The organism is Pseudomonas sp. HOU2 (genome assembly GCF_040729435.1).
GTDB lineage: Bacteria > Pseudomonadota > Gammaproteobacteria > Pseudomonadales > Pseudomonadaceae > Aquipseudomonas.
In genome coordinates this window covers 5,481,692-5,493,902 of the sequence record NZ_CP160398.1, presented here as the reverse complement: position 1 = coordinate 5,493,902, position 12,211 = coordinate 5,481,692, and the positions used below count along the sequence as shown (strand labels likewise).

The 12,211-nt window shown below is 61.0% G+C and carries 13 protein-coding genes; 5 read left to right on the top strand and 8 right to left on the bottom strand.

Annotated features, from left to right (window positions below; translation table 11 throughout):
• Window positions 1-263 precede the first annotated feature (263 nt).
• Complete coding sequence (locus ABV589_RS24750; protein ID WP_027613853.1) at window positions 264-1,223, top strand: nucleoside-specific channel-forming protein Tsx; 960 nt, start codon at window positions 264-266, stop codon at window positions 1,221-1,223.
• Between the two features lie 15 nt (window positions 1,224-1,238).
• The gene (locus tag ABV589_RS24745; RefSeq protein WP_367084041.1) at window positions 1,239-2,261 is read left to right on the top strand and encodes a purine nucleoside permease; all 1,023 of its coding nucleotides are present in this window, start codon (window positions 1,239-1,241) and stop codon (window positions 2,259-2,261) included.
• A 127-nt stretch (window positions 2,262-2,388) separates the two neighbouring features.
• On the opposite strand, the gene ABV589_RS24740 is transcribed toward ABV589_RS24745, so the two are convergent.
• From ABV589_RS24740 to ABV589_RS24730, 3 genes are all read right to left on the bottom strand, one after another.
• Entirely contained in the window at window positions 2,389-3,345 is a 957-nt protein-coding gene (locus tag ABV589_RS24740) for a zinc-binding alcohol dehydrogenase family protein (protein ID WP_367084040.1), read from the bottom strand.
• Window positions 3,346-3,376: 31 nt separating this feature from the next.
• Window positions 3,377-3,550 carry a DUF1427 family protein gene (locus ABV589_RS24735; protein WP_007969534.1) on the bottom strand — a complete coding sequence of 58 codons (174 nt, stop codon included), beginning with the start codon at window positions 3,548-3,550 and terminating at the stop codon, window positions 3,377-3,379.
• A 209-nt stretch (window positions 3,551-3,759) separates the two neighbouring features.
• A complete protein-coding gene (locus tag ABV589_RS24730; RefSeq protein ID WP_367084039.1) occupies window positions 3,760-4,536 on the bottom strand; it encodes a helix-turn-helix transcriptional regulator in 777 nt (258 codons plus the stop codon).
• Between the two features lie 136 nt (window positions 4,537-4,672).
• Between ABV589_RS24730 and ABV589_RS24725 the strand changes: the two genes are divergently transcribed.
• Window positions 4,673-4,900, top strand: coding sequence for a DUF6555 family protein (locus ABV589_RS24725; protein ID WP_003223528.1), 228 nt, complete (start codon window positions 4,673-4,675; stop codon window positions 4,898-4,900).
• A gap of 40 nt (window positions 4,901-4,940) precedes the next feature.
• Window positions 4,941-5,213: a hypothetical protein gene (locus ABV589_RS24720; RefSeq protein ID WP_367084038.1), complete on the top strand. Its 273-nt coding sequence runs from the start codon at window positions 4,941-4,943 to the stop codon at window positions 5,211-5,213.
• 23 nt (window positions 5,214-5,236) lie between these two features.
• On the opposite strand, the gene ABV589_RS24715 is transcribed toward ABV589_RS24720, so the two are convergent.
• The 3 genes from ABV589_RS24715 to ABV589_RS24705 form a co-directional block, all read right to left on the bottom strand.
• The gene (locus tag ABV589_RS24715) at window positions 5,237-5,404 is read right to left on the bottom strand and encodes a metallothionein (RefSeq protein WP_007969539.1); all 168 of its coding nucleotides are present in this window, start codon (window positions 5,402-5,404) and stop codon (window positions 5,237-5,239) included.
• 968 nt (window positions 5,405-6,372) lie between these two features.
• Complete coding sequence (locus ABV589_RS24710) at window positions 6,373-6,828, bottom strand: DMT family transporter (RefSeq protein ID WP_098968038.1); 456 nt, start codon at window positions 6,826-6,828, stop codon at window positions 6,373-6,375.
• Between the two features lie 4 nt (window positions 6,829-6,832).
• Complete coding sequence (locus ABV589_RS24705; RefSeq protein WP_367086228.1) at window positions 6,833-7,318, bottom strand: DMT family transporter; 486 nt, start codon at window positions 7,316-7,318, stop codon at window positions 6,833-6,835.
• A 113-nt stretch (window positions 7,319-7,431) separates the two neighbouring features.
• Between ABV589_RS24705 and ABV589_RS24700 the strand changes: the two genes are divergently transcribed.
• Window positions 7,432-8,367, top strand: coding sequence for a LysR family transcriptional regulator (locus ABV589_RS24700; protein ID WP_367084037.1), 936 nt, complete (start codon window positions 7,432-7,434; stop codon window positions 8,365-8,367).
• 218 nt (window positions 8,368-8,585) lie between these two features.
• Here ABV589_RS24700 and ABV589_RS24695 read toward each other — a convergent pair whose 3' ends face one another.
• Together ABV589_RS24695 and ABV589_RS24690 are read right to left on the bottom strand one after the other, a co-directional pair.
• The gene (locus ABV589_RS24695) at window positions 8,586-10,268 is read right to left on the bottom strand and encodes a methyl-accepting chemotaxis protein (protein WP_367084036.1); all 1,683 of its coding nucleotides are present in this window, start codon (window positions 10,266-10,268) and stop codon (window positions 8,586-8,588) included.
• Window positions 10,269-10,462: 194 nt separating this feature from the next.
• Window positions 10,463-11,782: a Na+/H+ antiporter NhaC family protein gene (locus tag ABV589_RS24690; RefSeq protein ID WP_367084035.1), complete on the bottom strand. Its 1,320-nt coding sequence runs from the start codon at window positions 11,780-11,782 to the stop codon at window positions 10,463-10,465.
• Window positions 11,783-12,211 lie beyond the last annotated feature (429 nt).

The window sequence follows — 12,211 nt, the reverse complement described above, 5'->3', positions numbered from 1 at the left end:
GAACAGGGGTTTCGGCCAGTAAACACTGATCTCCATGTACGCTTCATCACCCTGTAGGAACTGCGGCACGCTGCGATCTTTTGATCCTGATCTTCAAAGCAAAATCAAAAGATCGCAGCGTGCCGCAGCTCCTACACAGGGCACCGTGGGCGACTTGGTACGTGTTGTGCAAACGTTTGCGACCTGCCTATAACGGCTTTTTCGTAACAAAACCGTACAGACCCGCAGAACCCGGGCCTCGATCCGCAAAAAAAGGACTTTGAATGCACGCTGCTTCTCTTCTTCGCGCCCCATTTGCGCGCACGTTTGCTGTTTCCCTGCTACTGACCGGCGTTACCGGAGTTCTCAGCCACAGCGCACTGGCACAACCGGCCCTGCCCGACGAATCTGCCCAGGGTGAAGCCCTCAGCCCGGAAGCGGCCCCGCCGAAAAAAGGCGCTTATCTGTCGGACTGGTACAACCAGGACCTGACACTGATCGGCAGCAAGGACATCAGCTTCGGCCCGCAACCAGCCGACGATATTTATCTGGAATACGAGTACTTCGGGCGCAAGGGCCCGTTCGAGCTGTATGGCTACGTCGACATTCCGAAGATCTTCAACATCGGCAACAGCCACGACAAAGGCGTGTGGGATCACGGCTCACCAGTGTTCATGGAACACGAGCCGCGCATCTCCATCGACTACCTCGCCGGCCGCAGCCTGGCCATCGGCCCGTTCAAGGAATGGTACGTGGCGTTCGACTGGATCTACGATCACGGCAGCCGCAAGGAGAACCGCGCCAACACCCTGTACAGCGGCTTCGGCACCGACATCGACACCCATTCGCGGGTCAACCTGTCGGCCAATCTGTACGGGCGCTACCAGTGGGAAAACTATGGCGCGAGCAATGAGTATTCGTGGGACGGCTACCGCGCGCAGCTCAAGTACATCGTGCCCATCGACAAATTCAGCAACGGCGCGTCGCTGACCTACATCGGTTTCACCAACTTCGACTTCGGCTCGGACATCCACAAGGACAACCCGGCACGCACCGCCAATGCCACGGTGGCGACCAACGTGCTGCTGTATTCGTTCACCCACCTGCGCTTCACCCTGGTCGGCCGTTACTTCCACAACGGCGGCAACTGGGAAGACGGCAGCGAGCTGAACTTCGGCGACGGCAATTTCCGCGCACGCTCCAATGGTTGGGGTTACTACGCCGGCATCGGCTACCAGTTCTGAAATCAGGAGATTCTCATGCAAGCAATGACGCGTCTGACCCTGGCCGCTGCGGCCCTGCTCTCTTCCACCACCTGGGCGACTGAAGCGCCGATCCAGCCGAAAGTGGTGCTGATCACCATGTTCGCCCCCGAGGCACAGAACTGGATCGAGCGCCTCGATCTCAAGCAGGAAATCCGCGTACCGGGCCTGTCCGCCGAGTACCCGACCATCCGCTGCAACGCACAACAGGTGTGCCTGCTGACCACCGGCATGGGCCAGACCAACGCCGCCGCTTCAACCCTGGCCTTGGCCCTGTCGCCGAAATTCGACCTGCGCAAAAGCTGGTTCCTGATCGCCGGGATCGCCGGCATCAGCCCCAAACACGGCACCATCGGCACCGCCGCGTGGGCGCATTATCTGGTGGAATTCGGCACGCAATGGGAGCTGGATTCGCGCGATGCGCCGGCGAGTTGGCCGACCGGCTACCTCGGCATCAACACCAAGGGGCCGAACGAAAAGCCGCCGCTGGACTACAAGACCGAAGTCTTCGAACTCAACCCGACACTGCAGGCCAAAGCCTTCGCCCTGAGCCACAAGGTCGAACTGAGCGAGAGCAAGGAGTCGGCGGCGTGGCGCCGGAAATACCCGTCGGCCCCGGCCAACCAGCCGCCAGTGGTCACGCGTTGCGACACGCTGGCGGGCAACACCTGGTTCTCCGGTACACGCCTGAGCGAACGCGCCGAGGTCTGGACCAAATTGCTGACCGACAACCAGGGCGAATATTGCACCACGCAACAGGAAGACAATTCGACCTACGAGGCCTTGTTGCGCGCCAGTCGCGAAGGTCTGGTGGATGTGCAGCGTTTGGCGGTGGTACGTGCCGGCTCTGACTTCGACCGTCCGGCGCCGGGCGGCAGTGAGGTGGACAATCTGCTGAAGTACGCCGATCAGGGCGGCTTTGTGCCGGCGCTGGAAAACCTCTATCGCGCGGGCAATCCGCTGGTGCAGGACATTCTGAAAAACTGGTCGGCGTGGGAAAACGGCGTTCCGCAATCCTGAATACAACAACGAACCCTGTGGGAGCTGGCTTGCCAGCGATGGCGCCAGTTCAGTCAACATCTTCATTGACTGTTCTACCGCTATCGCTGGCAAGCCAGCTACCACAGGTTATGCGGTGTCTGGAAGATCAGGGGATGAGGATGACCTTGTCGCCACTGCCCTGATTCACCTCTGCATAGCGCTGCAACCCCTCCGCCAACGGCACCTCCACCAACCCCTGCGGCAACGGCAACAGATCCTCATCAAAGAACCGCCCGAACTGCTCAAGCATCGCCGCACAGGCCTGCACGCCGTACAACAGCGAGTTGATCCCCACCACCGATCCACCCTTGCGGTACAACGCCAACGCCGGCAACTGCACATGGCCGTCAACCGGTGCGGCGATGATCGCGATGCGCCCGAACGCGGCCAATGCCGCCACCGAGGCCGGCAGCCAGAAACCGGTGGTGTCGAAGATCACGTCGGCGCCACCGCTGTACACCGCGTTGACCTGCGCACCGAGGTCTTCGGGTTTATCCAGCTGAATCGTCTGGAAGCCTTGCGCCTGCAACGCCTTGACCTGCTCCGGCCGACGCGCCGCTGCCAGTATCTGCGCGCCGCGCACCTTGGCCTGCGCCAACGCCGCCGTGGCCACCGCACCGCCGCCGATCACCAGCAAACGGGTTTCAGCGGCCACCAGACTGCGTTCCAGCGCATCCCACGCCGTGGTGTACGGAACGCCGAGGCTGGCCGCTTGGGCAAAACTCAAGTGCGACGGTTTGTGCGCCACGCCATTGGCCGGCAATTTGACGAATTGCGCATGGGAGCCATCGGCGAAAAAACCCAGCTCACGCCCGGTGCCCCAGACTTCCTGACCGAGCAACGCCTGCGGTCCCTCGACCACGACACCGGCAAAATCACGCCCGGGAATCCGTGGCAATGTGGTGTACGGAAACCGCCCGAGCACGTTCTTCACGTCACTGGGATTGAGACCGGCCGCCTTGATCTCGACCAGCACTTCATCAGTGCCGGGCATTGGGGTCGGTACGTCGACGAAACGCAGGGAAGACAGATCGCCGGTTTTATCGAATTGCAGTGCTTTCATGAGGACATCCACCAAAGGAAAAAAAGAGAATTCAGGACAACCAACCGGCGACCAGTTGCCGGCCCATCGGCCACAACTGCTCACCCGCGAGCATGCCGAGCAGCCCCACCAGCGCGATGGCCGGTGGCGCCGGGGAACGGAAATCCAGTGCGCCATAAAGCAGGCCGACACCCAGACCGATGGCCAGCGAAATCAGGTAGTTCATGGAGGAAACTCCGCCGCGTTAAAAGAATGGGCAGAGTCTAGGGAAGGATGGGCAGCGGTATCGGCCAAGGACTTCTGAATTTCGGCCAACTTGGAAAGTCACCACATGACCTTGTGGGAGCTGGCTTGCCAGCGATAGCGCTTGTCTGCCATGAAGACGTTGAATGTGCCGAAGCCATCGCTGGCAAGCCAGCTCCCACAGGATTGTGTTCAGCCCGTGGAGAATTGCGAAGGCGCCACGCCCAGCTCGCGCCGGAACATGTCACTGAAACTGCTCGGCGAATACCCCAGCTCGCGAGCGATCACACTCACCGGCACGCCCTGAATCAACTCGGCCACCGCCGTCGCCAGCTGCACCTGCCGCCGCCATTCGGCGAAGCCCATGCCGAGACTGTCCTTGAACAGCCGCGCCAACGTGCGCACGCTGGCCCCGGCGTTTTCCGCGTGCTGCTCGAACGGGATCTCCAGCGACGGCGCGGCCATCACCGCCTGGCAAAGGTTCATCAGGCGCCGGTCGGAATCGTCCGGCAGCGCGATCTTCAGTTGCGAGCGCCGGGCGCGCTTGAGCTCCAGCAACGCCAGCCCGACCAGGGCGTCGTAATAGCCCGGCTCACCGTTATCGCCCTGCTCCACCAGGCCGACGATCAACTCACGCAGCAGCCCACCGACCTCGATCACCTGCACCGTCGGATCCAGCGTTGCCGCCAGCACCGGGCGCAGGTAGATATTGCGCATCTGCAAGTCCGAGACCACCCGAATCCCGTGTGGCACCCCGGGCGGCAACCACACCGCGCGCTGCGGCGGCACCACCAGCGCCTCATGCGGGGTCTCGACCCACATCACCCCGCTCATCGCATACAGCAACTGCCCCCAGACATGCTCGTGCGGCTCGATGAACAGACCACGCGGATAGGTACGCGCCAGCGGTTGCACCGGCACATCGGTATCCGTGAGATCGGGGGGTGCGGCGAGGGCCATGGCGAGCATTCATTGGGGTTGGCGGAGCGGCCATGGTAACCACTGCGTCCATGCGTCGCCAACGATAGATACCGTCGGACAATCCGAGTGAATTTTCCCGACGCGCCGCGATCCTTCTAATACCACAGGGAGGAATACGGGCTTTATGAACAACGCAAAACTGTTTGTCATCGATTACACCCTTCACGGCACGCCTAAGTCGTTCATTATCCGCTCGGACAAGATGGACAATGCCGAGGCGTGGCACTGGGCAAGTTGCGACGCCGGCGTGGGTCGCATCCCGCGCTTTGGCCGGGAAAAAGTGCAAAAGACCAGCAAACCGATGGCGGAGAAATTCGGCGTGGAAAATGTCACATGGCGACCGGCGAGCTAGAATCTCGTCAGACGATGGGGACTCTTTGGGGGCGTACACAATGACCAGCATCTTCAGCCCGGCGCATCTGGATTACGGACTGGACACCCTGTTCGGTCGTATCACCAAAAGCGTGGACTGTCGGGTGGGTCTTGAGGCTGTCGAAGGCGACCCCTATAGCTTCGCCCTGCGCGTGCCGGCGCCGTTACCGGAAGACCTCGACCAGGCGAAAACCGTGGTGGTGCGGGTTAACGGTCGACGACTGCAAGGCACGGTCCGCCATACCGAACGGCTGGATGATGAAAGCCTGAAACTGCAAGTGGAGCCTGATTAGGCTCCACTTTTTTATGCGCGCGGTTATTTGGGGTGGGCGCAATGGCAGCCTTTGCTTGAACACTCCGCACCGTCCTTGTGGTGGTGCGCGCAGGCTTCACAGCAATAGTGTTTGCCGTGTACGGCGTAAGAGTGGTCGCCTTCTTTGATGGTGCATTTGCAGTTGGGGCAATCGCATTTTCTATCGGGCATGGGACAGACTCCTTTTGTGGTGGTTGTCTGGGCTTTGGGATAAGCCGTAAATACCAGTGTAGGAGCTGCCGCAGGCTGCGATCTTTTGATCTGGTTTTTTTGGGGTATTGGGTGCCTGCTGGCGATATTGGGTGAATATCCGTTTCTGCGGGTGCTACCGCTGGCGGTTTCGCTCTTACAGCGAGTCACTTTTGACAAACGCCTCAAAAGTAACCAAAAAGTCTTGCCCCGGCGTACGGCACTTCGCTGAGGCTCAGTGTTCCCTCGCTACGGTGTCCATCCGGGGGCATCGCCTCCGGTTTGCTTCGCTGCACCTCCTCTCGATGGATGCGGCTTCGCCGCATGGCGCTGCGCGCCTAACCCCCGGATGGACACCTACGCTCGGCCTGCCGAAGGGGCTGAAGATCAAAAGCCACATCAAGAGCCAAAGCCAAAGCAGATCAAAAGATCACAGCCTTCGGCAGTTCCTACATGGGATTGGGTACATTCATTAAGAAATTGGTCGGCTGACAGGCCGCCATCGCTGGCAAGCCAGCTCCCACATTTGGACTGAGTGAATTGAGTTAGAGACTGGTCGGCTCGTAGGCCGCCATCGCCAGCAGGCTGGCTCCTACAGAAAAGCAAAAGCCGAGCGCACGCTTTTCCACCACTCAACACGATGAGCGTTAGCTCGAGTAAAGCTTTTGATCTCAGGGCCCGTCGGCAGGCTGAGTGGAGGGGTTTATCCGGGGGTGGGAGCGCAGCGACCGTTTGGCGCAGCCAAACACAGCGAGAGGAGGTGCAGCGAAGCAAACCGTAGGCGCTGCCCCCCGGATGAATCCCGGAGCGAAGGAACCCGAGCCCAGGCGAGGGCCGAACGTCAGGGTAAAGCCTTTTTGGTTACTTTTTCGGCGTCTGGAAAAAGTGACCCGCCGTAAGGGCGGAACCCTAATCAGCCTTCACCCAAAAAACGGATCTACACCGAAAACTCAATCAGAGCGACGAACACTACTCCGATACATAAAAACCAAAGCCAACCCCAGACACACCATCGCCAACACCCGAGAAGACGAAAGCTCGATCGCCGGATTCCCCAACCAGCCAAAATTGTCGATCAACATCCCCATCCCCAGCTGACCAACAATTACCGCCACCGTCGCCACCGCAGTCCCCACAACAGGCACCGCACCAACCATGACCATCATGTAAACCACCCCAAACAGCGCCCCACAGACCTGCCACTTCGGCACATCAAGCAAACTCACCGCATGCGCCGGCTCAAAAAACACAATCAACAACCCGGTGACCACCGCCCCGACGAAAAACGTCAGCAGACTGCTGCGCAACACCCCGACCGTTTCACCCAGGCGTCCGTTGATCGCCGCCTGAACACTCAACACCGCGCCCGCCAACACCACCACAGCCAACAAAATAACCAGACTCATATTCTCAACCCCGCGCAATCAGAACCAATGCCACCACAATCAACACCAATGCCAGCCACCGCTCGGCATTGACCTTCTTGCGCGTCGCGCCGAACCAGCCGAAATGGTCGATCAGCACACTCTTGCCGACCTGCCCGGACAAAATCGCGATCATCGTCATCGCAATCCCGATATGCGGTGTCGCCAGGGTCAGCACCACCACGTACATCGGCCCCAGAAACCCGCCGATCAATTGCCAGCGCGGCAGATCGGTCAGCGCCGGGCCTTTCTGCGGGCCGGCGAACAACAGCAGCAAAAACAGAATCGCCGAACCTACGCCGAAGATGCTCAAAGTCGCCCACAGATGCCCGACCTGCTCCCCCAACGGCCCCAGCAACCCGGCCTCCACCGACAGGCTCATGCCGGCCAGAATCACCAGCGGCAGCAACAACAGGCGCAACCACGACCGGGTCGCCGGCGCCGGCACACTCACTTCATCCAATGTCTGCATCATCCAAAACCCACGCAAGTAAACGATGGCGCGGATTATCGGCTGGCATAGCTGTGCGATAAATGGGAGCATCCGGACAACACTTTTGCGCAACTCGCACAACAGGACGATCCATGCATGGGCTGAATGAACTGGGCTTCAAGGCACTCAGGCTGTTCGTGGCGGTGCTCGACCACGGCAGTTTTTCCGAAGTCGCCCGCCGCGAGGGCGTGGCGCCCTCTTCGATCTCGCGGCAGATCCAGTTGATGGAGCAGGCGCTGAACCAGCAACTGCTCTACCGCCACACCCGCGCCGTGACGCCGACCGAGGCCGGACGCATGCTCGGCCACCATGCGCGGCTGGTGCTGGTGCAATTGGAGGAAGCCGAGCAGGCGTTGCAGGAACAGCAAAGCGAACCCACCGGGCTGGTGCGGATCAACGCGCCGGTGGTATTCGGTCAAAGGCATCTGACGCCGTGGCTCGGCAAACTGTGCGCGCGTTATCCGAAGCTGCAACTGGACATCCAGCAGACCGACCATTACGTCGACCCGTTGCAGGAAGGCGCCGACCTGCTGTTTCGCATCGGTCCGATGCACGACTCGAGCATGCAGGCGCGGATTCTCGCGCCGCATCGCTTTCAGGTCGCCGCCAGCCCGGCCTATCTCGAGCGCCACGGTACTCCGCAACACCCGCAGGATCTGGCGCAGCACCAGTGCCTGGCCTACAAAGGCGCGACCGGCCAGCAACGCTGGTTTTTCCGCCAGGGTCAGGATGACTGGACGCCTTACTCGGTCAAAGGCCGGATCACCGGCAACCACGCCGACACCCTCACGCAAGCGGCCGAGCAAGGCCTGGGCCTGGTGATGTTTCCGTCATGGCTGATTGGTGAGGCGGTACGTGAAGGCACGCTGGTGCCGGTGCTGGGCGAGTATCAGGTGTCCAACAGCCTGGAGCCGCAGCAGATTGCGGTGCTGTGGCCGGGGAGTCGAAGGTTGTCGGTGAAGGTGCGGACGGTGATTGATTTCTTTGTCGAGTGCTTTGGTGAAGTGCCGTACTGGGACAGACCTTGAAGCTGAAAATCAAAAGCCCCTCACCCTAGCCCTCTCCCGGAGGGAGAGGGGACTGATCGGGGGATAGTCAAGAGATACGCTGACGTGAACGATCGGCTTTGAATCCAGAATCGACTGGTTTTTTTCAGGTCGATGTATGACGCGAGACGCTGCGGTCAGTCCCCTCTCCCTCCGGGAGAGGGCTAGGGTGAGGGCCCGCTTGAGGATTCACACAATTATCAGATACGGAACTGGCCCACCAGTTTGCCCAGGCGTTGGCCGAGGTCGGCGAGGCTGCGCGAGGTCTGCGCGCCCAACTGGGTCTCGTCCGCTACGCTGTCCACCGCCACCGCAATCTGATGCACGCTGCGGTTGATCTCTTCGGCCACCGCCGTTTGTTCCTCGGCCGCGCTGGCGATCTGCGCGTTCATCGAGTTGATGGTCGCGATCAAGTCAGCCATGGCGTCCAGCGACGCCCCGGCCTGATTGGCCTGTGCCGAGGTACCATCGCCCGCTTCACTGGAACGGCGCATCGCCTCGACCGCCGACTGCGTACCCGCTTGCAGGCGATCAATCATCCCTTGAATCTCCTGGGTGCTGATCTGCGTACGGCTGGCCAGCGCGCGCACTTCGTCCGCCACCACCGCAAAGCCGCGCCCGGCCTCCCCGGCGCGCGCCGCTTCAATCGCGGCGTTCAGCGCCAGCAGGTTGGTCTGCTCGGCAATCGAACGAATCACCCCGAGCACGCCGACAATCGACGACACGTCCTGCTGCAGGCTGTCGAGCGACACGCCGCTGCTGCGAATGTCATCCACCAGCGCATGAATCTGTTTGATGCTGCCGGCCACCACGCGCTTGGCGCTCTGGCCTTCTTCATCAGTCTGCTGCGCGGCGACCGCGGCGTTCTGCGCGCTCTTGGCGACTTCCTGGGCGGCGGCGGACATCTCATTGATCGCGGTGGCGACCTGATCGGTCTCGTGGCGCTGACGCTCCATGGCCTGGTCGGAGCGCTGGGCCTGATCCGAGACCTGATTCACCAGGCCAGTCAGTTGCGTGGTCATCTCGGTGATCTGCCGCACCAGGCCGTGGATCTTGTCGACGAAGCGGTTGAACGAGCCGGCCAGTTCGCCGAGTTCGTCCTGGCTGGTGATGTTCAACCGGCGTGTCAGATCGCCCTCGCCCGCCGCGATGTCGTCGAGATTGGCTTTCATCAGATTGAGCGGGCGCAGAATGGTGTTGGCCAGCAGCATCCCGGCGATGGCAATCACCAGCAACACCACCAGCGCCACGCCGACAATGCTGAGGATCACGCCTTTCATTCGCTCCTGAACTTGCGCCTCGACCACCGCGACTTGCGCTTCGATACCGTCGAGGTTGACCGAGGTACCGACCGCCATGTCCCACTTCGCCAGGTATTCGGTGTAGCCAAGTTTCGGCACCAGCACGCTGGCGTTGCCCGGCAACGGCGAGCTGTATTGCAGATAGTGGGTGCCGTCCTTCGCCACTTTCACCAGGCCGAGGTTGACGTAGACGCCGTTGGGATCGCGGTTGTCCTTGAAGCTTTTGCCCACGCCTTCAGGGTCGTTGGCCTTGAACAGGCGCACGGTCTCGGAGTCGTAGCCGAAGAAATAGCCGTCCTTGCCGTAGCGAATGCCCGACAGCAGCTTGATCGCCTGCGCCCGCGCCGCGTTGTCACCGGGGGCGGCTGCGTCGTACAGCGGCTTGATCGTGGTCATGGCCACGGCGACGTAACTTTGCAGCGTGGCCTTGGCGTCGGCGAGCAGGCGCTCGCGGGTCTGCTCGACCTCGGTGTGCGCCTGTTGCTGAAGGATGAACAGCGTGGTCAGGCTGATGACCAGCGCAAAGAGCAGCACCGGCAGGACGGCGAGGGACAGGACTTTGGCCTTGAGACTCAAGCGCATGGGGGGGCTCACTCTTTTGGTTTTATTGGCGTGGTTAAAGGCGTTAACGGCACGCAATAGCAAAAGTTGAGTCTGCAGACACTGCATATCCCTGTGGGAGCGGGCTTGCCCGCGATGGCGGTGTGTCAGCCACATAAATATTGAATGTGCCGACGCCATCGCTGGCAAGCCAGCTCCCACAGTTTTCAGAGGGATCAGAGGACCATCGCGGCCACCCAGCCGAACGCCAACAACGGCAGGTTGTAGTGCAGGAAGGTCGGCACCACGGTGTCCCAGATGTGGTGGTGCTGGCCATCGACGTTCAGCCCGGAGGTCGGGCCCAGCGTCGAGTCGGAGGCCGGCGAGCCGGTGTCGCCCAGCGCCCCGGCGGTGCCGACGATGCACACGATGGCCATCGGGCTGAAGCCCAGTTGCACGCACAGCGGCACGAAAATCGCCGCCAGAATCGGCACTGTGGAGAACGACGAGCCGATACCGATGGTCACCATCAGGCCCACCAGCAGCATCAACAGCGCGCCGATCGCCTGACTGTGATCGATCCACGCCGCCGCACTTTCGACCAGCGAGCGCACTTCGCCGGTGGCCTTGAGCACTTCGGCGAAACCCGAGGCGGAGATCATGATGAAGCCGATCATCGCCATCATCTTCATGCCTTCGGTGAACAGGTCGTCGGTCTCACGCCATTTGACGATGCCCGAGGCCGAGAAAATCAGGAACCCGGCCAGTGCGCCGATAATCATCGAGTCCAGCAGCAACTGAATGATGAACGCGGCGGCAATCGCCAGACCGGCAATGCCGATGGTCTTCGGGTTGTACGCCACGCTGACCTGCTCGACCTGTTCGATCTTCTGCAGATCGTAAACGCGCTTCTTGCGATAGCTGAAAAACACCGCCAGCAACAGGCCGAAGACCATGCCCAGCGCCGGAATCGCCATGGCGTGCATGACGTTGATCTGGCTGATATCGACCCCGGCCTTGCTGACGTTGGCCAGCAGAATCTGATTGAGGAAGATGTTGCCGAAACCCACCGGGAACACCATGTACGGGGTGATCAGGCCGAAGGTCATGACGCAGGCGATCAGCCGGCGATCCAACTGCAACTTGGTCAGTACATAAAGCAGCGGCGGCACCAGCAGCGGAATGAACGCAATGTGGATCGGCAGAATGTTCTGCGAGGCAATCGCCACCACCCACAGCAGACCGATCAGCAGCCATTTGACGCTGCCGCCGCCGCTCGAATGCTGGCGGTCAACCATCGCCAGAGCCTTGTCGGCCAGCGCATGGGCCAGGCCGGACTTGGCAATCGCCACGGCGAAAGCGCCGAGCAACGCGTAGGACAACGCCACCGTGGCCCCACCACCCAGGCCGCTGTTGAACGCCTTGAGCGTGGCGTCGATGCCCAGACCACCGGTCAGGCCGCCGACCAGTGCACCGACGATCAACGCGATCACCACGTGCACGCGGGACAGGCTGAGGATCAGCATGACGCCGACCGCAGCAATCACTGCATTCATTTCACTACCTCAAAAACACTGCGATGAAATCATCACCGCCAGACAGGATGAGTCCGCCAACGGTTAACCGGCGGATTTGCAAAGAGGGTCTTATTAGAAGGGCGCGCACTGTGCCGCAGAGTGGCGGCGGTGTCAAAGCGAGCCGCTGAACTGAAATGTAACTGGCAATGCACAACCCGGTGATGCGCAGGAGATCCCTGTGGCGAGGGAGCTTGCTCCCGCTCGGCTGCGCAGCAGTCGCAAAACCGGTAGACGCGTTATGCCTGAATGACCGCGTTAGCAGGATTTAGGGGCGCTACGCACCCCAGCGGGAGCAAGCTCCCTCGCCACAGGGATCTAAATGTCACTCGGCTGCGGCAATCGGTCATATTGCGCCTGAACAATAAAGAAAGCCGAAACGCGGCCGTTACAGTGCAAAGTCTCAGATAT

Excerpts from the sequence above, each read along its gene's own strand:
- ABV589_RS24695 (WP_367084036.1), bottom strand. The coding sequence starts at position 10,268 with ATGCGCTTGAGTCTCAAGGCCAAAGTCCTGTCCCTCGCCGTCCTGCCG.
- ABV589_RS24730 (WP_367084039.1), bottom strand. The coding sequence starts at position 4,536 with ATGCTCGCCATGGCCCTCGCCGCACCCCCCGATCTCACGGATACCGAT.
- ABV589_RS24750 (WP_027613853.1), top strand. The coding sequence starts at position 264 with ATGCACGCTGCTTCTCTTCTTCGCGCCCCATTTGCGCGCACGTTTGCT.
- ABV589_RS24740 (WP_367084040.1), bottom strand. The coding sequence starts at position 3,345 with ATGAAAGCACTGCAATTCGATAAAACCGGCGATCTGTCTTCCCTGCGT.
- ABV589_RS24715 (WP_007969539.1), bottom strand. The coding sequence starts at position 5,404 with ATGCCCGATAGAAAATGCGATTGCCCCAACTGCAAATGCACCATCAAA.
- ABV589_RS24735 (WP_007969534.1), bottom strand. The coding sequence starts at position 3,550 with ATGAACTACCTGATTTCGCTGGCCATCGGTCTGGGTGTCGGCCTGCTT.
- ABV589_RS24710 (WP_098968038.1), bottom strand. The coding sequence starts at position 6,828 with ATGAGTCTGGTTATTTTGTTGGCTGTGGTGGTGTTGGCGGGCGCGGTG.
- ABV589_RS24725 (WP_003223528.1), top strand. The coding sequence starts at position 4,673 with ATGAACAACGCAAAACTGTTTGTCATCGATTACACCCTTCACGGCACG.
- ABV589_RS24690 (WP_367084035.1), bottom strand. The coding sequence starts at position 11,782 with ATGAATGCAGTGATTGCTGCGGTCGGCGTCATGCTGATCCTCAGCCTG.
- ABV589_RS24745 (WP_367084041.1), top strand. The coding sequence starts at position 1,239 with ATGCAAGCAATGACGCGTCTGACCCTGGCCGCTGCGGCCCTGCTCTCT.
- ABV589_RS24700 (WP_367084037.1), top strand. The coding sequence starts at position 7,432 with ATGCATGGGCTGAATGAACTGGGCTTCAAGGCACTCAGGCTGTTCGTG.
- ABV589_RS24705 (WP_367086228.1), bottom strand. The coding sequence starts at position 7,318 with ATGCAGACATTGGATGAAGTGAGTGTGCCGGCGCCGGCGACCCGGTCG.
- ABV589_RS24720 (WP_367084038.1), top strand. The coding sequence starts at position 4,941 with ATGACCAGCATCTTCAGCCCGGCGCATCTGGATTACGGACTGGACACC.